Below are 21,228 nucleotides of genomic sequence, written 5' to 3'. Positions count from 1 at the left end.
GTGATCTCCTCATGGGATCGAACCTTTGGGTGATGACAACGCCGATGGGGGGGTCGCATCGGCGCGCGCCCTTATGCCTTGTCCCTGGCCTGAGAGGAATTCAGATTTTACATTTTTTCCAGTTTCTTCTCTTTTTCAGAATGAATGGGAATTCCACCGCGCACAATCTCAATGTCTGGCATTGCGCCGCGGTGGCGTATTGGAACACATCCCCCAGTCAGTGAAATGAAATTCACTATGGGCGAGAGGTGATCGCTACGGTCAGTGCTCGGGGATGTCCGTGAGCGCGAGCTTGAACTGCGCCGTCTTCCCCGCCTCAATGGGCACCGACAACTCGCGCCGCTTGCCGTCCGCGCCCTTGATGCGCAGCCGGTGTCTGCCCACCGGCACCGGTGTCTTGATCAGCGGTGTCTTCCCCAGCGAACGACCGTTCAAAAACACCTCGGCCTCCGGAAGGACGATCAGGGTCAGCGCTCCCTGCTTGACCTTGCGCACGGGCTCGCCATCTCCATCCTTGTTCGCTGACGCACCCTTGCCGCCCTCCTGTGCGTCCGCCGGTGGTTGTGTCTTCGCCGCGGAGGTGCCCGCCGCCAGCCCCGTGTCTGTCTTCGCTCCCGTGTCTGTCTTCGGCCCCGTCTTCTGGCCGGGCCGCTCGATGGGCAGCATCGGCGACAGGTCTCCCACCGGTATCGGCGTCCCGGAAGCTTCCTGCTCCTTGATTGCCGCGATCAGCTTCACCGCCGCGAAGCCCAGACCCCCACCCAGCACCAACAGCACGGAGATCACCCCCCAGAACTTCCCCCTCCCTCCCTGCGCCTGCTTCGTCGTGGACCGAGGCTCCTTCACCGGCTCCAGGGCGGGCCGCTCCCGCGTCACCCGCCGCCCCGTGGTCACCACTCCGGCCGCCGGAGACTCCTGGGTGTCCGCCTCGCGTTCCCGCCTCGCTCCCTGCTCCTGGGGGGCCGGCCTCTTCGGCTCCTCCCGGGTCTGCACCCGCGCACCCTCGTCCCGGGTCGTGGACCGTACCTCCGCCTTCTCCGGCCGCGCGCCCTGCTTCACCGGACCCGCCGGCTCCGTCGGCGCCTGTCCCATCCCCGCCTCTCCGCTGGCCCCGGGCGGCGCCTTCACCTCGTCCGCGCTCTCCAGCAGCCGGCGCGTCACCTCCATGCGCTCCCGGAAGTGCTCTTGCATGAACGCCGCGCGCTGCTCGGCATCGAAGAGCAGCTTTCCGGCCGCCGCTTCCATCGCTCGCGCCATCTCCCGGCCGTTCGGGTAGCGCTCCTCCCTCTTGCGCGCCAGCGCCTTGAGCACCACCGCCGACACCTCGGGTGGCACCTCGGGCACCACCTCCGTCGGCACCGGGATGGGCGCATCCAGGATCATCTTCATCTCCTGGTGCTCGCTGTTCCCCGAGAACAGCCGCTGGCCCGTGAGCATCTCGTGGAGCATCACCCCGGCGGCGAACAGATCACTCCGGCCATCCAGTGACTCGCCCCGCACCTGCTCCGGCGACATGTACCCGGTGGTGCCCTTCACCATGCCCGCCTGGGTCCTCACCACTCCATCGCGCGCCTTGGCGATGCCGAAGTCCAGCAGCTTCACCACCCCGTCGTACGTCACCATCACGTTCTTCTGCGCCACGTCTCGATGGATGACGGGGGAGGGCTTGCCGCCCGGCGTGGTGAAGCCGTGTGCGTAGTGCAGCGCCAGGCACACGTCGCGCACCACCGACAGGCTGAATCCCAGCGGCAAGGGCCTGCCCTGCTTCGTGCACAGCCTGGCGATCTGGTTGAGGTTCTGCCCCGCAATGAACTCCATCGCCAGGAACAGGCCCTCGGCGTCCTGGCCCAGCTCGAACACCTGCCCGATGTTCGGGTGGTTGAGCGCCGCGGTGATGCGCGCTTCATCCAGGAACATCTGCTCGAACTGCTCGTCGCCCCGCGCGTCCGGCAGGATTCGTTTGAGTGCTACATACTTGCGGAACCCGCCCGGCCCCGAGGTGAAGCCGAGGAACAGCTCGGCCATCCCTCCCACCGACAGCTGCGAGAGCACCTGGTACCTTCCGACGCGCTGGCCCCAGTGCAGATCAAGTGTGGCTGGATTCGCTGATTGGGGCCCCCCCTTCGCCTGTCCGGACATGGGCGGGACCATAGCCCACACACCCTGTGGACGGCCTGTGGATGGAGCGGGGTGCCCCTGTGGAAAACCCTGGGGATGATCCAACCCCTGTGGGTCGCCGGGGAAAAGCGCCAACTTCCCCACATGTAGCAGGTTCTGGATTCCTCAAGGGTTCCAAGCGGTTACGGACTTTTCCACAAGCCCACACCCCCTGCTGTTACCCCTGATTGATCTAATACTCTTCTACTCCAGTACAGAAACAGAGGGGCCTGGGGACAAGGTGGAACTGTGGAGAAGCCCCGCGCCGCTCAGTGCCGCTCGCGCACCAGCGAGACGAGCGTGAGGCGCGCCCCCGGTGCATCCAGCTCGATGCCCACGTCGCAGCCGGCCAGCAGGAACTCGAGGGTGACGGGGCCGTGGCGGGGCAGCAGGAAGCGCTCCTGCCAGGCCTGGACGGCCAGCCGGAAGAGCTCCCCCAGCAGGGTGTGGCGGGTGTCCGTGGGCAGCAGATCCATCTGCGTCTGCAGCCCGAAGGGGATGAAGACGGTGAAGGCCTGAGCCAATTGCTCGGAAATGGCGGATTCGATGGAAGCCATGACCCCGGGGCTTGCGAGAACCGTACCTGGGTGGGGGCCAGTGTTTCCGGGGGGTTGAAGAGACTCCCCCTGGAGAAGACCGTAGAAACGCCAGGGTGCTCAGGGTGGGCTGGTGAACGGGAGGGCTCCCTGCGTGGGGGAGCACCCCTCCTCCCCGGGGAGGGCGAGGCCTATAGCCCAGGAGGGAGCCCACACATGAAGCGCGAAACCCGAGCGGATGGATGGGGCTGGAGCCTGGTGGCACTGCTGCTCACAGGGCCGCTAGGGGCCTGCCGTGAGGAGCGGCCGCCGCTGGTGGACTCCTCCAGCCAGGTGCGCTTCTCGCAGGAGGCGCTGGCCTTTCCGGCCACGTACGTGGGTGCCTCGCGCGAGGGGGCGATCCGGGTGGTGAGCGCGGGCCGCTCCCCGGTGCGGATGACGTGGAACCGGCTGCAGGGGCCCTTCGCGGTGGAGGGGCTGCCGGAGCGGGTGGGGCCCGAGGAGGAGCCCTCGGTGAGGGTGCGCTTCACGCCCGGTGGGCTGGGGACGTTCTCGGCCACGCTGGTGGGCACGGACGAGGGGGGCCGCACGGTGACACTGCGGCTGTCGGGGGAGGGCAGGCCGGTGCCCCCATGCCCCACGCCGGTGACCTGCCACCGCTTCACCTTCGACGCAGCGCGTGAGCTGTGCGTGGAGGAGGTGCTCGAGGACGGCACCGGGTGCGATCCGGGCAACGCCTGCGTGCTGGACGCGGTGTGCCGGCAGGGCCAGTGCAAGGGCCACGAGCGTGTGTGCGACGACGGCAATGCCTGCACCACGGACGCGTGCAGCCCGCTGGATGGATGCCAGTCGGTGCCCGCGCCGCCGTGCCCGGGGGATGGGGCGTGCCAGGAGGGCTGGTGTGAGCCGTCTCGGGGCTGCCAGTTGCGGCCGGCGCCCAACGGCACCTTCTGTGGCGAGGAGCGGGGGTGCGATCTGGCGGACGTGTGCGTGGAGGGGGCATGCGTGAAGCGCAACCCGCCGGACGGCTTCGTGTGCGCGCCGGCCTCGCCGTGCCAGGGGGAGGGCCGGTGTCACGGCTCGGAGTGCACGCGGCCGCCAGCGTCGGTGCTGGTGCCGGACTGGACGTATGACGCGGCGGCCCAGGATCGCAAGCTGCACGATTTGCTGGTGGGCCCCGGAGGCGACGTGACGCTGGTGGGCTTCTTCGAGAGGCCGGTGCTGGACGCGGCGGGGGACTCGCCAGTGGAGGCGCAGGTGACGGGGCGCCGGTGCATGTTGTGGAACGAGCGGCTGCTGTGCATGGACCTGCCACAGCAGGGCAAGGTGTCGCTGATGGAGCGGGCGACGGCGGCGCCGCGCTGGAGCTTCGACCTGGCGAGGGCGAGGCCGGAGCTCGCGCAGAAGGCCTCGACGATCTTCCTGGCGCGGCTGGCGGTGATGGCGCCGGACAGGCTGGCGGCGCTCTTCGAGGCGTACCCGGCGGGACAGGACTCGAGGACGCCGTGCCGGCTGTACTACCTGGTGGTGCTGGACGCGGCGGGGGGGATGGTGTCGGCGCAGTTGATGGAGGATCCCCTGCTGTCCGAGTGCAACCACCCGCACCCGTTCGGGCTGGCGTCGGACACGGCGGGGGACCTGTACGTGACGTTCTCCCCGACGCTGAACTCAGTGGCGCCGCTGAGGGCGGGAGCTCCAACGCTGGTGATGGCGTTCTCGTCGGACGGGGTGCCGCGCTGGAGGAGGACGCTGCCCTTCCCGGGAGGCGAGCTGGGGCTGGTGCGGGGGTTGCTGATGCCGGAGGGAGGTTCGGAGCCGCTGCGCACCTCGGACGGCGAGCCGGTGGGGACGTTGCCGCTGAAGCTGGGGCGGGCGGTGGCGACGCACCAGGTGCTGGTGCCGAGCCCCGAGGGCGCGACGGTGAACCCGGATACGGTGCCGCCGGAGTCTCCGCGGCTGCGGGGGTACGCGGTGCCGGGGCTGGAGCCGGCGTGGATGTACCAGTTGCCGAAGGGGGCGAGCTTCGTGTCGAAAGAGCTGCGGCTGGGCACGTGGCCGGAGGGCGGAGCGCGGCGGACGATGGTGCTGGGCTTCGCGGCGGAGGACTCGAAGCCGGTGCTGGTGGGAGTGAGGGCGGAAGACGGGAGCGAGGCCTTCCGGTGCGAGCTGGGCTACACGCCGAGGACGGTGCCGCAGCTCTTCGAGCTGGGACCGGGGACGCTGACGCTGATGGACGGAGCGACGACGTGCGGCGAGTGCGATCCGCCCTTCGCGGACAGCGAGGCGCGCTTCCAGCGCTTCACCCTGCCGAAGCTGGAGCCGGCGGAGGCTCCGTGGCCGGGCACGTTCGGCGGACCGGGGCACGACCACCACGAGGACCCGGTGGGCTCGGCGCCGTGAATCCATCCACCCAGAGCAGGAGCACGAGGTTCCCTGTCCTCTGACTGAAAGGGAGACGAGAGGGTTAAGCTACAGGTCCTACAACTGCTGGAAATACGTCTGTTCACCCTGAGCCTCTCCTTGAAGGATGAGGTAGCAAGGGTTCAGCACGTCCTTCCTTAGCGTGGGAAGTCCGCCGCTCGTGGAGCCTCCGGGGGAGCACCCGTGTGTGTCTCGCGTCCCCGCCCCTAGCTTGAGGGGTGGTGACGAAAGGCAGGTGCACCGTGACTCAACCCGCGTTCCCGCTGCGCGGTGTCCTCGCTCCGCTCGCGGTGGTGCTCGTGCTCGGCATCGTCCCGCTCGCGGCGGCCGAGGTCTCCGTCTCCCCCGGCGAGTCCCTCCTGCTCCAGGTAGGCGAGCGCAGCCTCGAGGTCCAGGTCGGGTCCGAGTTCATCTCCGGCTCCGACATCTACCTCTTCCGCACCGATGATGGCTTGAGCGGCCTGCTCCATGGTCAACCGGTGAAGCTGACCTGGAACAGGCAGGGGAATATCTCTGGCCAGGTGGTGGGCCGCTCCGTGACACTCTCGGCCACGCGCCTGACCCAGCCCGGGCTGACGGTGCGCGGCTGGTTCGGCGCGGATACGGCCGAGCTGGCGCTCACGCCCACGGCCATCTCCGGCTCGGTGGAGGATTGTGGTTACTCGCTGTCCATGGCGGCCGGCCAGTACTCGGGCTGGCGCACGTGTGCGCCCAACCGCGGCCCGCCCGTGCGGGTGACGCTGCGGATTCCCGAGAGCTTCGTGTCGCTCGGGACCACCCAGGAAGGTGCCCTCCTGACCCTCCTGCTCTCGGACGAGGGCCTCCCACCGGCCTCCCCGCCAGCGGAGACACCGGGCGTGGGCGGGGCGGGCACTCCATCTCCATAGAGGGAAGCGCAGAGACAGGAGGCTCCCATGGCATGCAAGGCGTTGGCATGGCTCGCCGTGTTCGGGCTGATGGCCCCGGCGGGCGCACAGGAGGTATTGGGCGGCAGGCCCGGCAACGTCGACGAGCGGCAGCTGCCCGAGGACATTCCCGACAACATGCACGAGTTCCGCCAGACGCCCCTCACGGATGACATGCCCGAGCAGCTCTCGGACGAGGAGGCGGGGGTGGGGGGCTCCGGGACGGCCGGCACCGGTCAGGAGCGGCGGGGGGAGCTCTTTGGCCAGGTGGTGAACGTGGAGGGCAACCAGCTCTGGCTGCGCCACGGCGGAGCCGTCTTCCCGCTCGAGCTCACCGAGGACACGCGCTTCTCCCCGGATCGCCGCCAGGTGCTGCAACCCGGACGGGAGGTGCGGGCACGCTTTACCCTCGAGGAGGACGGTTATGTGGTGAACGCCCTCGAGCCGGTGCCTCCAGCGGCGTCCAAGCAGCCGCCGGGGAAGAGATAGACGGCGGGTCCGCCTGGAGTCCCGGAGCGGTGACGGGGCGAACGGAGTGCGTGCACCAGGAGTCTGGCTGGGGTAATTCCGCGCCAGAAGGAGCCAACTCGCGTCAACCATGCTGATGCAGAACGAGCCCACCGCCATCACCTTCTGTCGCGAGGTGCTCCCCGCGGTGTCGCGCACCTTCGCGCTGAACATCCCGGTGCTACCTCGTCCGTTGGACACGGCGGTGATGGTGGCCTACCTGCTGTGCCGGATCGCCGACACGCTGGAGGACGAGGCGCATGGGCCGACGAGCGCGGTGCTGCTGGCGGAGCTGGCGCGGCTGAGCACGCTGCCTGAGGGCTGGGAGGCGGACGCGAGGCGCTTCTCGGAGGAGGCGGGGCGGGTGCTGCGTACGCAGGCCCCCGAGGCGGAGGTGCGGCTGGTGGAGGGGACGTCCCAGGTGCTGGAGGCGCTGGCGGTACACGCGGCGCCGGTGCGCGAGCACGTGGCGGCCTGCGTGGCGACCATGGCCGAGGGCATGGGCAGGATGGGGGACAAGGGCCGCGTCTCGGGAGGTGGCCTGGGACTGGCGAGCCTCGAGGAGACGCTCGAGTACTGCTACTACGTGGCGGGGACGGTGGGGGAGATGCTGACGCGGCTGTTCGCGTGGTACTCGCCGGCGATCGCCCAGCGGGCCGGAGCGCTGGAGCCTCGCTCGGTGGCGTTCGGCAACGCGTTGCAACTGACGAACATCCTCAAGGACGTGCGCGAGGACCTGGAGCGGGGCAGTTGCTGGCTGCCGAGGACGTTGTTGGCCGAGTACGGACTGACGCCCGAGGCGCTGCTGGAGCCCGGCAGGCGGGGCGAGGCGATGAAGGCGCACGGCAAGCTGGTGGCGGTGGCGCACCGGGAGCTGCGCAAGGCCTTCGAGTATGTGATGGCATTGCCCCGGGAGGAGAAGGGCATCCGGCTGTTCTGCCTGTGGCCGCTGTTCCTCGCGGTGATGACGCTGCGCAAGCTGTATGGCAACCGGGCGGTGCTGGAGCGGCAGCCGGTGAAGGTGTCGCGGCGGACGGTGAAGTGGGTGGTGGGCTCGACCAGGCTGCTGGTGGCACAGGACTCGCTGTTGAAGCTGATGTTCTCGGCGCTCACCGCCCCACTGCCCGCCTGACGGAATGGCGGGATTGTGGATAACTTGGGGATGGATCAGCCCGAGCCACTTATCCACAAGATATGAGCCAGGAGTGACGACATGACCTTGAGTGCCGCGAGCGCGGTGACGGTGGGACCCATCGTCGGGCACACCACGGATACCTCGGTGCGCCTGTGGGGGCGCGGAGACCCTCAACGGACGGTGGGCTATCCGCGGCGCTGTCATGGGATTGCCCAGCTCCTGGCGGCCGGCTCCAAGACGATCCTCCAGGCGCGCTACTTCAAGCTCCTGCCCGAGGACGACTTCACGGGCAGCGTGGACTTCAGCGGCCTGGAGCCGGGAAGGTCTTATGACTACCGCATGGGTTTCTTCCACGCGGACGCCGAGCCCTTCCAGCTCCTGCCGCCCCAGGGCGTGGACCTGTCCCAGGCGAGCACGGGCTCCTTCCGCACCGCGCCTCGGCCGGGCCCCGGGCCGCTGTCGTTCGTGTTCGGCTCGTGCCGTCATCCCGGGACGCAGCTGGACACCTCTGAGGCGCCCGAAGACAGGGGGGACCGCGTCTTCCGGACCCTCCTGTCCCAGATGGAGGGGGGTGTTCGCACGGACGCGCTGTTGATGCTCGGAGATCAGATCTACTCGGACGTGGGGCGCGAGGACCGGACGTGGCGCGAGTACTGCGACAACTACCGCACCAGCTTCCGCCGGCCGGGGATCCGCTCGCTCATGTCTCGCGTGCCGACGTACATGATGCTCGACGACCATGAGATCGCCGACAACTGGAGCGCCGATCTCCTGTATGACCCGAAGCTCTCGCAGGAGGAGCGGGTCCGCAACAAGTCCCGCTACTTCGGGGCGATGATGGCCTACCGCTCCTACCAGGTGGTGCACGGGCCGGTGCTGGTACGCGAGGGACAGCCCGAGCGCACCAATGCCTTGCATGGTTATTGGTACACCTTCCAGCTCGGGCCGGCGCGCTTCTTCATGATGGACACGCGCACCGAGCGCTTGAACCTGGCCGCGCCCCCGCAGATCATCAGTGCGGAGCAGCTCGAGGCCTTCAAGCAGTGGCTGCTGGAGGACCGCGAGGGATTGAAGTTCGTGGGCTCGTCGGTGCCCTTGTTCCCAGACGTGAAGCTGTCGGGCGAGCTGGAGTGGGAACGTAAGGACAAGTGGGCGGGCTTCCTGCTGCAACGCCAGAAGCTGCTCGAGTTCATGCGCGAGGAGCGCGTAAAGCGCGTGGTGTTCCTCTCGGGGGACGTGCACGTGTCCTTCTGGAGCGAGCTGCGGAGCACCTCGCGACCGGACTTCCAGGTGCTCTCGCTCGTGTCGTCCGCCTTCAACGCGCCCATGTTCGTGCCACCCTTAGGGATGTTCGAGAAGGAGGGCATCCTCGATGGTCAGGCGGACTTCGTGGTGAAGCGCAGCGGGGGCTATACGGCGAAGAGCAACTTCACCCGCGTCACCTGGAACGAACCCGAGCTACTCGTCGAGGTGTTCGAGCGCAAGGGCGAGAAGACCGCCGAGGCCCGCTTCACGCTCTGATTTCCGGCCGGAGGGCACGCTACAATCCCCCTCCCTATGAGCGGTGAAGACCAGACCTGGACGCAGGACCGGGTGCACGTGCACAAGACCGTCAATCGGTTCCGCCTGCTCGTGGTCGACGGGACGACCTCGTCCATGATCGACCTGCCACCCACGGGCGTGTTGATCATCGGCCGAGCCGCCGAGGCGGATCTCCGCCTCACGGACCGCTCGGTGTCCCGCCAGCACGCCCGGCTCTTCCTGGACGGCGGTGAGGTGCGCATCGCCGACCTGAAGAGCCACAACGGCTTGCGCGTCAACGGCCAGCCTCTCGGTGAGACGGTCACGCTCCAGCCGGGCGACGTGGTGTCCATCGGCGAGGTGCACCTGGTGCTCTATGCCGCATCCGACTCGCCCACGCTTCCCAGTCAGGGCGCCCACGTGACGCCGGCCACCCACCTCGCGCTCGGCGAGCGCACCGTGGTGGTGGCCGACCCGGCGATGTTGCGTCTGTACGAGCTCATCCGCCGGCTCGCGGCGAGCGAGCTACCCGTGCTCATCCTCGGAGAGACGGGTTCGGGCAAGGAGAACGCCGCCTTCGCCGTGCACCATTGGTCTCGCCGCTCGGACAAGCCCTTCGTGGCCCTCAACTGCGCCGCCATCGCCGAGACGCTCGTGGAGAGCGAGCTGTTCGGTCACGAGAAGGGCGCCTTCACCGGGGCGGCGGCCTCCAAGCCGGGTCTCCTCGAGACGGCCGATGGCGGTACCGTGTTCCTCGACGAGGCGGGCGAGCTGCCCCCGGCCGTGCAGGCCAAGCTGCTGCGAGTGCTGGAGACGCGGCGCTTCCTGCGCGTGGGTAGCACCCGGGAGCGGGAGATCGACATCCGCATCGTCGCCGCCACACACCGCAACCTGGAGAAGGAGGTGGAGGCCGGACGGTTCCGCAAGGATCTCTTCTTCCGGCTCGGCGTCGCCACCGTGGTGCTGCCCCCGCTGAGAGACCGGCCACGCGAAGTGCGGGTGCTGGCCGAGCACTTCATTGCCGCCGCCTGTGCCGCCTCGGGACGTCAGCCGCTGTCGCTGGCTCCGGAGACCCTGGCGGTGCTCGAGCACTACGGCTGGCCGGGCAACGTGCGCGAGCTGAAGAACGCCATGGAGTACGTGGCGGCCACGGTGACGGAGGCGGTGGTGGAGTCGCGACACCTGCCCGAGAAGATCCTCGCCGGGCTGACGCCGCCCCTGCCTCCCGAGGGGGTGCCGCAACGTCCGCCCGAGCCTCGAGCCGCTGCCGTGGGCGCTTCTCCGGAGGCCGCGCCAGCCCGCCGCGCCGTGCCGCTCGCCGAGGAGCTGCGGGAGCTCGAGCGCAACAAGATGATTGAAGCCCTGCGCGCCACCGGCGGAGTGAAGGTGCGCGCCGCCGAGCTGCTCGGCATGCCGGTGCGTACCTTCACCTTCAAGTGCAAGCAGTACGGGCTGTGACCCGCCCTCCAGGGCCCGTGGGTTCATCCCCCGGGTGGCCCTGGAGAAAGCCATCATTGCCCGCGAGCGGTGGAGCGACGGAGAATGCCCCTCGTGGGCGCCTCCGCTCCCGAGTGGGAGCCACCATCATCGTTCGAGGAGTACCGCCTCATTCGCTCCCTGGGACAGGGGGCCATGGGGCAGGTGCATCTGGCCCGCGACACGCTGCTGGATAGACTCGTCGCCGTGAAGTTCCTCTCCGGCATCGCTCCGGACGAGGGCCAGCGCGAGCGCTTCCGCAACGAGGCGCGCGCCGTCGCCAGGCTGCAGCACCCCAACATCGTCGCCGTCTACCGCACGGGCGAGGTGCGGCGCCGTCCCTACCTGGTCTCGGAGTTCATTCGCGGCAGCAGCCTCGACAAGCTGCCGTGGCCCGCCTCGTGGGAGAAGGTGCTCGACCTGGGCATCGGGCTGGCGCGGGGACTGGCGGCGGCGCACCGCCGGGGAGTGCTTCACCGGGACATCAAGCCCGCCAACGCCATGCTCACCGAGGACGGGGAGGTGAAGCTGCTGGACTTCGGGCTGGCCAAGCTGCTGGACGCCTCCGACGGCGTCCGGGAGGTGGTGCCGCGGCCTCCCGAGGTGTCCTCGCGCGAAGAGCAGGCGGAGGAGGACGGAGCCGCGACGGTGTCGGGGCCAGGGCGGCTCGCGGTGGAGGCCTCGCCCACGGGAGAAGCGGACGGGTTGGCGACGGTGTCGAGGCCGGGGCGGCCCGTGGAGGAGGAGCCGCCGGAAGCCGAGGCGGGGCAGCTCATGGGCTCCCTGACGGCCCCCGGCGCCTGGGTGGGCACGCCCCGGTACATGGCGCCGGAGATCTGGCGCGGCGAGCCGGCCTCGCCCCGCAGTGACGTGTACTCGCTCGGGAGTGTCCTCTACGTGTTGTGCACGGGCCACGCTCCGCACCAGGCCCGGGAGCTGAGCGCGCTCAAACAGGCCGTCCTGAGCGAGCGTGCCCCCGCGGTGGCCTCGGAAGTGCCCGGCCTCGACCCACGCCTGGCCGCCATCATCGACCGGTGCCTCGAGCCCGAGCCAGCGCACCGCTTCGGCTCCGCGGAGGCGCTGCGCGAGGCGCTGGAGACGCTGCGCGAGAGCGGACACGGTGAATGGGCGGTGACGGAGCGGCCCTACCCGGGGCTGCATGCCTTCTCCGCCGAGGAGCGCGGCGCCTTCTTCGGCCGGGGAGCGGAGGTGAGCGCCCTGCTCGACCGCTTGCGCGCCGAGCCCTTCGTGCTGGTGGCGGGCGACTCGGGCGTGGGCAAGTCCTCGCTGTGCCGGGCCGGCCTGCTGCCGCGCATCGCCGAGGGGGCGCTCGGGGGTGGTTGGACGGTGGTGCCGTTGGTGCCGGGGCGGCACCCGCTGGCGGCGCTGGCCCATGCGCTGGCCGCGTTGCCGGGCCTGGACGAGGCGCGCGCGGCCGAGGAGCTGTGCGCCCGGCCTCGCGAGCTGGGACGGCTGCTGCGGGCCCACTCCAGCGCCAGCGGGACGCTCCTCTTCGTGGATCAACTCGAGGAGCTCCTCACCCTGGCCGTGCCAGAGGAGGCGGCCCTCGTCGCCGAGTCACTCGGGGCACTGGCGGAGGGAGTGCCCGGCGTGAAGCTCCTGGCCACCGCGCGCGGCGACTTCCTCACCCGGCTGGCGGCCCTGCCCGGCCTGGGTGAGGTGCTCTCCGGGGCCCTGTACCTGCTGAGGCCGTTGTCGGAGGCGGGGCTGCGCGAGGCCATCGTCGCGCCGGCGCGGGCCCGGGGCGTGGGCTTCGAGTCGGAGGCGCTGGTGGACGCGCTGGTGGAGGCAGGGCGCGCGGAGGGAGCGCTGCCGCTGCTCCAGTTCGCCCTGGCCGAGCTGTGGGAGGCACGAGACGCGGGGCGGCACCTCATTCCCGCGGCGGCCCTGGAGGTGCTCGGTGGCGTCGCGGGGGCACTGGCCCGCCATGCCGACGGGGTCCTCGCCCGGTTGATGCCAGCCGAGAGGCTCGCGGCCCGCCACCTGCTGCCGCGGCTCGTCACCGCCGAGGGCACACGGGCGCGGCGTACGGCCTCGGAGTTGCTGGCCGGGGACGGGGCGGAGCAGAAGCGGGTGGTCCTGGAGGCGCTGGTGCGAGGGCGTCTGCTGGTGGCGCGCGAGGACCACGGCGAGGCCACCTACGAGGTGGCCCACGAGGCGCTGCTCACCGGGTGGGAGCAGCTGCGGAGCTGGCTGACGGGTGATGCCGAGCGGCGGGCGGCTCACCAGCGCCTGGAGCGGGCGGCGGCGGAGTGGCAGCGGCAGGGCCGTCCGGCGGATGCGCTCTGGGGCGCGCGGCCGCTGGCGGAGGTGGAGTCGCTCTCTCCGGGCGAGCTGGCGCCTCGGGAAGCTGCCTTCCTTGCCGCCTCGCGCCGCGCCGTACGCAGGGGCCGTCTGGTGCGCCTGGGCGCCCTCGTGGCGCTGCCGCTCGCCCTGGCGCTCACCTACGGGGGCAACCTGCTGTTGCTGCGCCTCGAGACAGCGCGCGAGGTGGACCAGCACCTCGAGAACGCGCGGCGCCTGCTGGAGGGGGCGCCTCGGGACAGTGCCGCCGTCGAGGCGTTGCGGCGCCAGGCCTTCGCCGCCTTCGATGCCCGAAGGAAGGTGGAGGCAGAGGAGGTCTGGGCTGGCGCCCTCGCGAAGACCGCCGAGCTGCAAGAGCGCAGCTACGCCCCGGCGCTCCAGGAGCTCGAGAAGGCGCTGCTGAAGGATCCGGGCCGCGCGGACACGCGGTACCTGCTGTCCGGTGTCCTCTACGAGCGCCTGCTGCTGGCCGAGCGCGACCACCAGGTTGCCCTGCGACGGGATCTGCTGCGCCAGCTCGAGCTGTATGACGAGACGGGTGAGTATCAGCACCGGCTCCAGGCACCGGCCCGTCTGGACATCGAGACCCTGCCAGCGGGAGCCACCCTCTCCGTGGAGCGCTACACCGACGAGGGCAGGTACAGCCGGCCTTCCGCCCCCCGGCCGCTCGGGAGCACCCCGCGAGCGGACCTCGAGCTGGAGCCGGGCTCCTACCGTCTGGTGCTCCGCCTGCCGGATCGCCCTCCCGTCCTCTATCCCGTCCTCCTCGCCCACGGGGAGCACGTGCGTCTGCGCGTCCCCCTGCCTGCCACCGTGCCCGAGGGCTACGTCTACGTGCCTCCCGGCCGGTTCCTCTTCGGCAGCAACGACGACGAGCTGGTGCGGCGCAACCTCCTGGGCGGATTGCAGCCGATGCACCCGGTGCGCACCGGGGGCTTCCTCATCGCCCGCCACGAGGTGACCTACGGCGAGTGGTTGGAGTTCCTGCGCGCGCTGCCTCCCGCCGAGCGGGAGCTCCGCCGCCCCCGGGTGGGCAACTTCTTCGGGACCGTCGAGCTCACCGAGTTGCGGGACGGTCACTGGCAGCTCTTCCTGCAACCGCCGACCCACGTCTACCGCGTCCGCGAGGGCGAGCGGGTGCACTACCTCGAGCGCGAGCGGCACATCGAGCAGGACTGGCTGCGCTTCCCCGTCACGGGCATCTCCCAGGACGACGCCCGGGCCTATGCCGGGTGGCTCTCCCGTTCGGGCCGTCTGCCCGGAGCGCGGCTGTGCGAGATGCACGAGTGGGAGAGGGCCGGCCGGGGTGCCGACGCGCGCCTGTATCCCCAGGGCGACCGCCTCGAGCCCGGGGACGCCAACTTCGACCGCGCCTATGGGCAGAAGGCACTCGCCTTCGGCCCCGATGAGGTGGGGAGCCACCCCGCCTCCGACAGCCCCTTTGGCATCGCCGATCTCTCCGGCAACGCGTGGGAGTGGATCCATGTGGCCGCCGAGCCCCAGGCCGCCTTCTACTCGGGCGGCAGCTTCTACCAGGACTTCATCAGCGCCCGGGTCAACAACCACGTGGATGGGGAGCCCTCGCAGCGCTCTCCGCTCGTGGGCCTGCGCATCTGCGCCGATCCTCCCGTGCCCGACCCCGCCGACCCCTGAGCTCCGAGGACCAACCTCCTGGCAGACCGCTTGCAACCGGGAATCCCCGGGATGAGCGATCGACGCTCGGGGAGGTACGAATGGACTCGAGGAAGTCTCAGGCAGGAGTGATGGGGGCCGTGCTCTTCACGGTGCTCGTGCTCGGAGCGGGTACCGGCCGGGCCGAGCTGAGCGAGGAAGGCCACCAAGGGCAGCAGGGGACGCGCGTGTACGCCACCCTGAACGACCGGTTCGAGCACGCCGACATCCCGATGGACTCGGCCCAGTATGCCTACCGCCCTCTGCTGCTTGCCACGCCCACGCAAGTTCCCTTCCTGGCCAGCCTCGACCGGGGACAGCTCAAGGGAAAGCTCTTGGGGGAGGTCCCGGCGCCGCTGCTGGGCAAGGTGCTGGCTGGAGCCGACTTCACCCAGGTGAGCTTCGTCGTGTACAAAAAGGGCCTGGAGCCGGTGACGTATCAGATCGTCCGGGCCCGGGAACACACCAACGTCTATCCCCCCTACGCCAGGTCGACGACCCTCTGGCAGTACCAGGTGCGGTGGTCGTCGGGCAGGGCCAGCGGTGATGTGTGTCCTGGCGGCACGAACGGGTGGGCGCTCGCGCTGCCCGGCGGTTGGAATCAGGGCCAGAATCATTCCCGCACCACGGTGTTCTCCTTTGCTTGTCTGCCCATCCAGAACTCGGACGGGACGTATACCGGGGGAGGCGTGGCCGCGAAGTGTGTCGATTGGGGTTACTCGCCCTGGAACACGGGGAAGTTCTCGAGTGATCTCGAGGCGAGCAGCTACCACACGGCCTGCGTCACCATGGCCACCGCGGACTACTGCGGCGAGGGCAAGACCAATACCGTCAACGGCACGCCGATCATCATGTTCGACGCGCAGAATGTGCAAACCCAGCCGTCGGGCACGCCGTCGCAGGACCCACGCGTCTCACCTGGCCCCTTCGGGCCTGACCGGAAGTACCTCTTCGAGGCGGCGTGGGCACTGGACGCCACGAACAGCGATCTCCGCTCGATGCGTGCCAGGGCGGTGTGCCTGTCCAAGAAGCGCTGGTCCACCATGCCGTTGGGGGGCTCGTGCGCCAGCACCCTGGTGGATCCCCGCCGGACGGGTCTGCCCTTGCCCCCGTTAACCTACGTCCCTCCCGTGGGGAGATACTGCGAGGACATGTCCATGGCCGAGCTGAATGCCCGTGGCGCGGTGCTGTTCTCCTACTCGCAATATATCGATGCCGGGCTCTACCGCTTCAGGAAGCCCACCGGCGATGGCACGTACCAATACCTCACCACGGCGCACGTGGGCATCGAGGCCGTGCAGGGCTCGTACATCCACACGTACTCCCCCGCCGTGCCCGGCCTCTCGGAGGCGGAGGCGGCTCAATACCAGCTGGATGTGAACACTGTGACCGAGGCCTGGACGGGCACGGCCTTCGAGGGCCCCGTCCTCAGCCCCAAGGTGTCGTGCACGGATGTGGTGCGTCTGGGGGCGAGGAAGCTGCTGCGCTACAAGAACGGCGACACGGGAGCCTTCGTCACGCTCGTGCCTCAGGAGGGTGAGCAGGTGGAGATCGGACCCGGTGGCTCGACGCTCGACGAGCCCGAGGCGGGCAACGACTGCGCGGCCGTGTGCCCCCAGCAATGCGCCAGCCTCGAGGGCTATGTCTACGGCGGGAGCCTGGGTGGCAACTTCCAGCCGCTCCAGCTCTGGAGCGACACGTCCACCGGCGGCTACGTGACGACCACGGGGAACCCGCCGGCGGGGTTCAACGAGGTGGCGAGCGACCTGATGGGCTACCTGCCCGCCCTGAGCGACTACGCCGCCATGCCGTGACAGGTGAGGCCGCGGGCAGGACTTGCTGGCAACTCTTGCCGTGTAGGCGGCAAGCCTTGCCCGCGAGCCTCCGGGCACCGGGTCATGGAATCCTGGCAAGCTGCTTGCAAACGGTATTTCCCGGGACGAGCCTTGGATGCTCGCGGAGGAAGGTACCGATGGACTCGAGGAGATCTCAGGGAAAGGTGATGGGGGCTGTGCTCTCCACGGCGCTGATGCTCGGGGCGGGCACCGGCCGGGCCGATCCGAGTGATGAAGGCCACCAGGGGCAGCAGGGAACGCACCTGCACGGCACCGTGGGCGACAGGTTCGAGCGCGCCAGCATCCCGCAGAACAGTGCGTACAACCGAGCCGGCCGGCTCGACTCGGCCTGGATCGAGGACGGACAGCTCGTGGGGGTGCAGCGGGGTGAGAAGCTGGCGGGCGAGAAATTCGCCGATGTGTCCTTCTCCGCGACGGTGCAGGGTCAGCTCGTGACGTTCTCCATCACCCAGGCAAGGAAACACAAGAACGTCTATAGCGGCGTCGAGTCGAGCACCGTCTGGGAGTACCAGGTGATGTGGGGTACAGAGACCGAGAAGGGGATGCTGTGCCCGGAGGGCGCTCCGGCCCTGGCGCTCCCTGGCCTGTGGAGCCAGAAGAGTGCCGCGCTCTTCTACAACAACAGGGACTGGTTCTCCTTCGCTTGCGTGCCCATCCGGAGGGACGATGGCAGGTCCGCCCCCGTGTACTTCTTTGGAGGAGTGGCCGCCAAGTGTGTCGATTGGGGCTATGCGCCCTGGGTGAACAGGGATTCGATGCCAGGGCCCGACCTGACGGTCGAGGAGGCCTTCAGCTACCATGCGGCCTGTACCGCCATGGCCTCCGCCGACTACTGCGGTCAGGTCGCTCCCAATACCGTCGATGGCACGGCGATCGTCATGTTCAATAGAGAGGACGTGGTGACGGACGCGCCGTCCTGGGACAAGTACAACGGACATGTCCTGGATGGTCCGTTTGGCTCCAGCGAGAACTTCTTCCTCGAGGCGGCGTGGACGGCGCCTCCCGAGTATTTCAATGATGGCAGCGTTTCGGGCCTCGCGGTTCGTGGCAGGGCGCTGTGCCTGAGCAAGAAGCGCTGGTCCACCCTGCCCATCCACGGCAGCTGTCCCGTGGACCTGGTGGATCCCCGCGTCGACGGGAGCACCGTGTCCCTCTGCGAGCAGCCCTCCGCGGGGGAGCTCGTGAGTCGTGGAGCGATGCTGTTCTCGTACTCGACGTTCATCGATGCCGGGCTCTACCGTTTCAAGCATTCGCAGACCGGGCAGTTCATCACCACGGCGTCGGTGCACCTCGATCCCAAGGGCGCGTACCATCCGAATGTGGGCGTGGCGGATGAGGGTGAGTACTGGTTGGATGATTCCCCAGACGCCCGGCGCGGCTTCCAGGGCCCCATTCTCAGCCCGAATGTGCCGACATCATTTCCAGGCCTGAAGTTCGCACGCGAGCTGTGGCGCTACCGCTTCAAGGATGCGCAAGGCTTCACGCGTTTCATCACAGGGGTGGACAGCACGGGGGTGCCCGCGAATTTCGTGGAGAGAGTTCTCGAGGGTTACGTCTACGCCGATTCGCAGCCTCCCGTGGTTGCTCCCAATGCACCCAGGCTCCACCTGTGGGAGAACCTCAATCACGAGTACGCGACGTCCATCGATGGGATGCCGGGCTACTCCCATCGTGAAGTGATGGGGTACCTGCCCGCGCTGAGCGACTACGCCCAGATGCAGTAGCCATGGGCCACCGTCCTGATTGCGGAGCGGGCGAAAAAATCCGTCCGCTCCCGTGACTCCCCGTGCCTTGACCCTCCCGGTAGCGCCGAGCACTCTCGCGCCGTGCTGACCTTTCCGGAGAGTCATCTCGCCCTGACGGTGGGTTCCGTCCTCACGCTCGTCGTCGTGGGAGCGCGGGCGGTGAGCTCGGACTCGCAGTTCCGCAAGGACCTGGGTGGGGCGCTCGGCTTCCTGGTGGCGTTCCTCGTGCTGCGCGCGATGGACGGGGAGCTCGGCGCGCTCCTGCACCCCCAGGCGCGGCAGGTGCTGCGCGTGGCGTGGATGCTCACCTTCTCCTTCGGTGCCATCCGCACCACCGTGTCCTTCGGCCTGCTCCTGCTGCGCCTGCGCTCGCGCAACCCCATCCCGAAAATCCTCCGGGACGTGCTCGATGTCTCGCTCTACATCGTCGCCGTCCTCGTCATCCTCAAGACGCAGCTCGACGTCGACCTCACGAGCCTGCTGGCCACCTCCGCCATCGTCTCGGTGGTGCTCGGTCTCGCGATGCAGGACACGCTGGGCAACCTGTTCGCCGGCCTGTCCCTGCAGCTCGAGCGCCCCTACCAGGTGGGCGACTACGTCACCATCCGGGACGTCACCGGGCGCGTGGTCCAGATTGCCTGGCGCGCCACGCGGATTGAAACGGGCCGCAAGGAAATCATCACCCTTCCCAACAACGTCTGCTCCAAGGAGGCGGTGAAGAACTACTCGCGGGGCGGGCTGCCCGTGGGGGTGGATGTCTACTTCCACGCCTCGTACGACCGGGCGCCCAACGAGGTGAAGGCGGTGGTGCTCGAGGCGCTCCAGCACGTGCCGCTGATGCTGAGAGAGCCCTCGCCCATCTGCCGCGCGTGGAGCTACGACGAGACGGGCATCCGCTACCAGGTGCGCTACTTCGTGGAGGACTTCGGGCACGCCGACTGGGTGATGGAGGAGGTGTACACCCGCATCTGGTACGGCTTCCGGCGCGAGGGCATCGAGCTGCCCTATCCCAAGGGCAGGGCGCAGCCGGGCGGTCCTCCGGCGCCCGACTTCCCCGAGGAGGTGGTCGCCGAGATGTTGCGGCGGGTGGACCTCTTCAAGGTGTTCAAGGAGGAGGAGCGTGCGCGGCTGCGCAAGGAGATGGTGCCCAAGCGCTTCGCGCGGGGCGAGCACATCATCGAGCAGGGCCAGCACGGCAACACCTTCTACCTGGTGGGCCGGGGCGAGCTGTCGGTGTGCGCGGGCGGTGTGGAGGTGTCGAGGCTGTCGCGAGGCAACTACTTCGGGGAGATGTCGCTGCTGACGGGCGAGCCGCGCGCGGCGACGGTGGTGGCGCTCACGGACGTGGTGCTGCTGGAGCTGGACCGGCCGGTGTTCGCCCGGCTCTTCGACGAGCACCCCGAGCTGGCGCCGAAGCTGTCGGGGATGCTGGCGCACCGGCGCACGCAGTTGAACGCGGTGCTGGCGGCGTCGGGAGAGAGCCTGCCCATCTCCGAGGAGCACCACATCCTCGACCGGCTCAAGAACATCTTCCGGCTGAGCTGACGCCGCGGGGTCCGGTCCTCCCGGGGGCTCCGGGAGGACTCGGGCCCGGAGGACTACAGGTACCAGGTGGCCGTGGCGGTGCAGCTCACGGGGTCATCCCCGTTGAGGATGTCCACCCACACGGTCTTGGTCTGGCCCTTGGCGAGCGCGAACGAGGCCGTCCCCGTGACGCTCGAGTGGTAGAGGTACTTCGCCGTGTACTTGATGGTGGCGCCCGCGGGCACGGCGGTCGTGGCGGAGGTGTTGGTGATCTCCAGTCCCACGAAGGGGTAGTTCGGCACGCACTTGAGGTTGAGCGTGACGGGCTTCTCCTCGGGGATGCAGCCGTCGATGGGGCAGGCCTGGGCGGACACGGTGCCCTCGGCGGCGGTGGCGTCCTCGCCCGGGAGCGTGTCCTCCGGCGAGCCTCCGCAGCCCACCGCGAAACCGAAACCGACAGCGACGAGGGAGAGGCACTTCAGCGTCTGCGCGTTCATGGTGACCGACCTTTCTGAGTCGTTGAGGTGTCGGTCAGGGCTTTAGCAACCCATGTGCCGACGTCCGGCCAGCGCCCACGGCCACCAGAAACGAGAAGGGTGGAGGCGCGGAACCCCCCCGGCTCCATGCCTCCACCCCGGTACCTCGTTCCGCGAGTCCCTACGTACCTGAAGTGCTACTCGTACTGAACCTCAGAACCACCGGAGCTGTTCACCTGAACGCTCTGCGGGCGGGTAGAGGCCTTGACCGTGGAGCCGCCGGACAGGGCGCCCGAGATGCGGCGCTCGGGCGAGGCCTCGACGCGGGTGCCTCCGCTGGCGGTGACCTCGAGCGACTCGGCCTGGACCTTCCGGGCCTCGATGACCGAGCCCCCGCTGCCTTCAATCTCCAGCTCCCCCGTCCGGCCCTTGAGCTTGAGCTCGGAGCCCCCGCTGGCCGCCACCTCAAGCTTTTTCGAGTCCACGCCACGGATGTTCAGCTCTGAGCCCCCGCTGGCCGCCACCTCGAAGGTGTCCGAGCGGGTAGCCTCCGCCTCGACGTGGGCACCGCCGCTGGCCGCCACGCTCTCCACGCGAGGGCTGGTGACGTAGAGGCGGACGTTGCTCGTGCCCCCCCAGGAGAAGAGCTTCGGGCTCTTCTGCACCTGCGTCGTCAGCACGCCGTCCTTCACCTCGAGCCGCACCCGGGCCAGGTCGTCCTTGTCGCCCTCCAGGCGTACCGACTTGGGGCCCGGCTTCACCTCGGCGTGGATGCCGTGGCTCACCGCCACGCCGTGGAAGTCGGGGACGTCGACCTGCCCGCCCTTGGCGGCGTCCTGGGCGAGGACGGGAGCGGATACCAGCAGGGCGACAGGGACAATCAGGGTGCGGAGCATCATCTCGTGGACCTCGGGAAGGGAGAGGCGCCGTGGGGCCTCGTGTCGTCCGAGGGTACGCACCGCTGCCAGGGCCA

14 protein-coding genes are annotated in these 21,228 nt (G+C 69.2%); 10 read left to right on the top strand and 4 right to left on the bottom strand.

Annotated elements, in window-relative coordinates; genetic code table 11:
• Nucleotides 1-261: 261 nt before the first annotated feature.
• The gene (locus tag DAT35_RS46325) at nt 262-2,052 is read right to left on the bottom strand and encodes a protein kinase (RefSeq protein WP_369946347.1); all 1,791 of its coding nucleotides are present in this window, start codon (nt 2,050-2,052) and stop codon (nt 262-264) included.
• Between the two features lie 374 nt (nt 2,053-2,426).
• The gene (locus DAT35_RS46320; RefSeq protein ID WP_108075764.1) at nt 2,427-2,714 is read right to left on the bottom strand and encodes a hypothetical protein; all 288 of its coding nucleotides are present in this window, start codon (nt 2,712-2,714) and stop codon (nt 2,427-2,429) included.
• Between the two features lie 195 nt (nt 2,715-2,909).
• Between DAT35_RS46320 and DAT35_RS46315 the strand changes: the two genes are divergently transcribed.
• The 10 genes from DAT35_RS46315 (at nt 2,910) to DAT35_RS46270 (ending at nt 19,800) form a co-directional block, all read left to right on the top strand.
• Nucleotides 2,910-5,093: a tenascin-X gene (locus DAT35_RS46315; RefSeq protein WP_108075763.1), complete on the top strand. Its 2,184-nt coding sequence runs from the start codon at nt 2,910-2,912 to the stop codon at nt 5,091-5,093.
• Between the two features lie 263 nt (nt 5,094-5,356).
• Nucleotides 5,357-6,001 carry a hypothetical protein gene (locus DAT35_RS46310; protein WP_108075762.1) on the top strand — a complete coding sequence of 215 codons (645 nt, stop codon included), beginning with the start codon at nt 5,357-5,359 and terminating at the stop codon, nt 5,999-6,001.
• A 27-nt stretch (nt 6,002-6,028) separates the two neighbouring features.
• Nucleotides 6,029-6,508, top strand: coding sequence for a hypothetical protein (locus DAT35_RS46305; RefSeq protein WP_108075761.1), 480 nt, complete (start codon nt 6,029-6,031; stop codon nt 6,506-6,508).
• A 109-nt stretch (nt 6,509-6,617) separates the two neighbouring features.
• The gene (locus DAT35_RS46300; protein WP_233262104.1) at nt 6,618-7,658 is read left to right on the top strand and encodes a phytoene/squalene synthase family protein; all 1,041 of its coding nucleotides are present in this window, start codon (nt 6,618-6,620) and stop codon (nt 7,656-7,658) included.
• Between the two features lie 81 nt (nt 7,659-7,739).
• Nucleotides 7,740-9,182 carry an alkaline phosphatase gene (locus DAT35_RS46295; RefSeq protein ID WP_108075760.1) on the top strand — a complete coding sequence of 481 codons (1,443 nt, stop codon included), beginning with the start codon at nt 7,740-7,742 and terminating at the stop codon, nt 9,180-9,182.
• Nucleotides 9,183-9,218: 36 nt separating this feature from the next.
• Nucleotides 9,219-10,640 (top strand): sigma 54-interacting transcriptional regulator, encoded by a 1,422-nt coding sequence (locus tag DAT35_RS46290; RefSeq protein WP_199243209.1) that lies wholly within the window; start codon nt 9,219-9,221, stop codon nt 10,638-10,640.
• A gap of 84 nt (nt 10,641-10,724) precedes the next feature.
• On the top strand, nt 10,725-14,636 hold the full coding sequence (locus DAT35_RS46285; protein ID WP_108075759.1) for an SUMF1/EgtB/PvdO family nonheme iron enzyme: 3,912 nt from the start codon (nt 10,725-10,727) through the stop codon (nt 14,634-14,636).
• 119 nt (nt 14,637-14,755) lie between these two features.
• Nucleotides 14,756-16,468 carry an ADYC domain-containing protein gene (locus DAT35_RS46280; RefSeq protein ID WP_146210154.1) on the top strand — a complete coding sequence of 571 codons (1,713 nt, stop codon included), beginning with the start codon at nt 14,756-14,758 and terminating at the stop codon, nt 16,466-16,468.
• A gap of 158 nt (nt 16,469-16,626) precedes the next feature.
• The gene (locus DAT35_RS46275; protein WP_146210153.1) at nt 16,627-18,234 is read left to right on the top strand and encodes an ADYC domain-containing protein; all 1,608 of its coding nucleotides are present in this window, start codon (nt 16,627-16,629) and stop codon (nt 18,232-18,234) included.
• Between the two features lie 102 nt (nt 18,235-18,336).
• Entirely contained in the window at nt 18,337-19,800 is a 1,464-nt protein-coding gene (locus DAT35_RS46270) for a mechanosensitive ion channel family protein (RefSeq protein WP_108075756.1), read from the top strand.
• Nucleotides 19,801-19,853: 53 nt separating this feature from the next.
• On the opposite strand, the gene DAT35_RS46265 is transcribed toward DAT35_RS46270, so the two are convergent.
• Nucleotides 19,854-20,276 (bottom strand): hypothetical protein, encoded by a 423-nt coding sequence (locus tag DAT35_RS46265; RefSeq protein ID WP_108075755.1) that lies wholly within the window; start codon nt 20,274-20,276, stop codon nt 19,854-19,856.
• 176 nt (nt 20,277-20,452) lie between these two features.
• On the bottom strand, nt 20,453-21,154 hold the full coding sequence (locus tag DAT35_RS46260) for a head GIN domain-containing protein (RefSeq protein WP_158502157.1): 702 nt from the start codon (nt 21,152-21,154) through the stop codon (nt 20,453-20,455).
• Nucleotides 21,155-21,228: the final 74 nt, after the last annotated feature.

Origin of the sequence: Vitiosangium sp. GDMCC 1.1324, from assembly GCF_003044305.1 — a bacterium.
Taxonomy (GTDB): domain Bacteria; phylum Myxococcota; class Myxococcia; order Myxococcales; family Myxococcaceae; genus Archangium.
This window is presented reverse-complemented; position numbering and strand designations above follow the sequence as displayed.

What these genes read in the sequence shown, in the direction of transcription:
- DAT35_RS46320 (WP_108075764.1), bottom strand. Translation starts at nt 2,714, where the DNA reads ATGGCTTCCATCGAATCCGCCATTTCCGAGCAATTGGCTCAGGCCTTC.
- DAT35_RS46315 (WP_108075763.1), top strand. Translation starts at nt 2,910, where the DNA reads ATGAAGCGCGAAACCCGAGCGGATGGATGGGGCTGGAGCCTGGTGGCA.
- DAT35_RS46305 (WP_108075761.1), top strand. Translation starts at nt 6,029, where the DNA reads ATGGCATGCAAGGCGTTGGCATGGCTCGCCGTGTTCGGGCTGATGGCC.
- DAT35_RS46300 (WP_233262104.1), top strand. Translation starts at nt 6,618, where the DNA reads ATGCTGATGCAGAACGAGCCCACCGCCATCACCTTCTGTCGCGAGGTG.
- DAT35_RS46295 (WP_108075760.1), top strand. Translation starts at nt 7,740, where the DNA reads ATGACCTTGAGTGCCGCGAGCGCGGTGACGGTGGGACCCATCGTCGGG.
- DAT35_RS46290 (WP_199243209.1), top strand. Translation starts at nt 9,219, where the DNA reads ATGAGCGGTGAAGACCAGACCTGGACGCAGGACCGGGTGCACGTGCAC.
- DAT35_RS46285 (WP_108075759.1), top strand. Translation starts at nt 10,725, where the DNA reads ATGCCCCTCGTGGGCGCCTCCGCTCCCGAGTGGGAGCCACCATCATCG.
- DAT35_RS46275 (WP_146210153.1), top strand. Translation starts at nt 16,627, where the DNA reads ATGGACTCGAGGAGATCTCAGGGAAAGGTGATGGGGGCTGTGCTCTCC.
- DAT35_RS46265 (WP_108075755.1), bottom strand. Translation starts at nt 20,276, where the DNA reads ATGAACGCGCAGACGCTGAAGTGCCTCTCCCTCGTCGCTGTCGGTTTC.
- DAT35_RS46260 (WP_158502157.1), bottom strand. Translation starts at nt 21,154, where the DNA reads ATGATGCTCCGCACCCTGATTGTCCCTGTCGCCCTGCTGGTATCCGCT.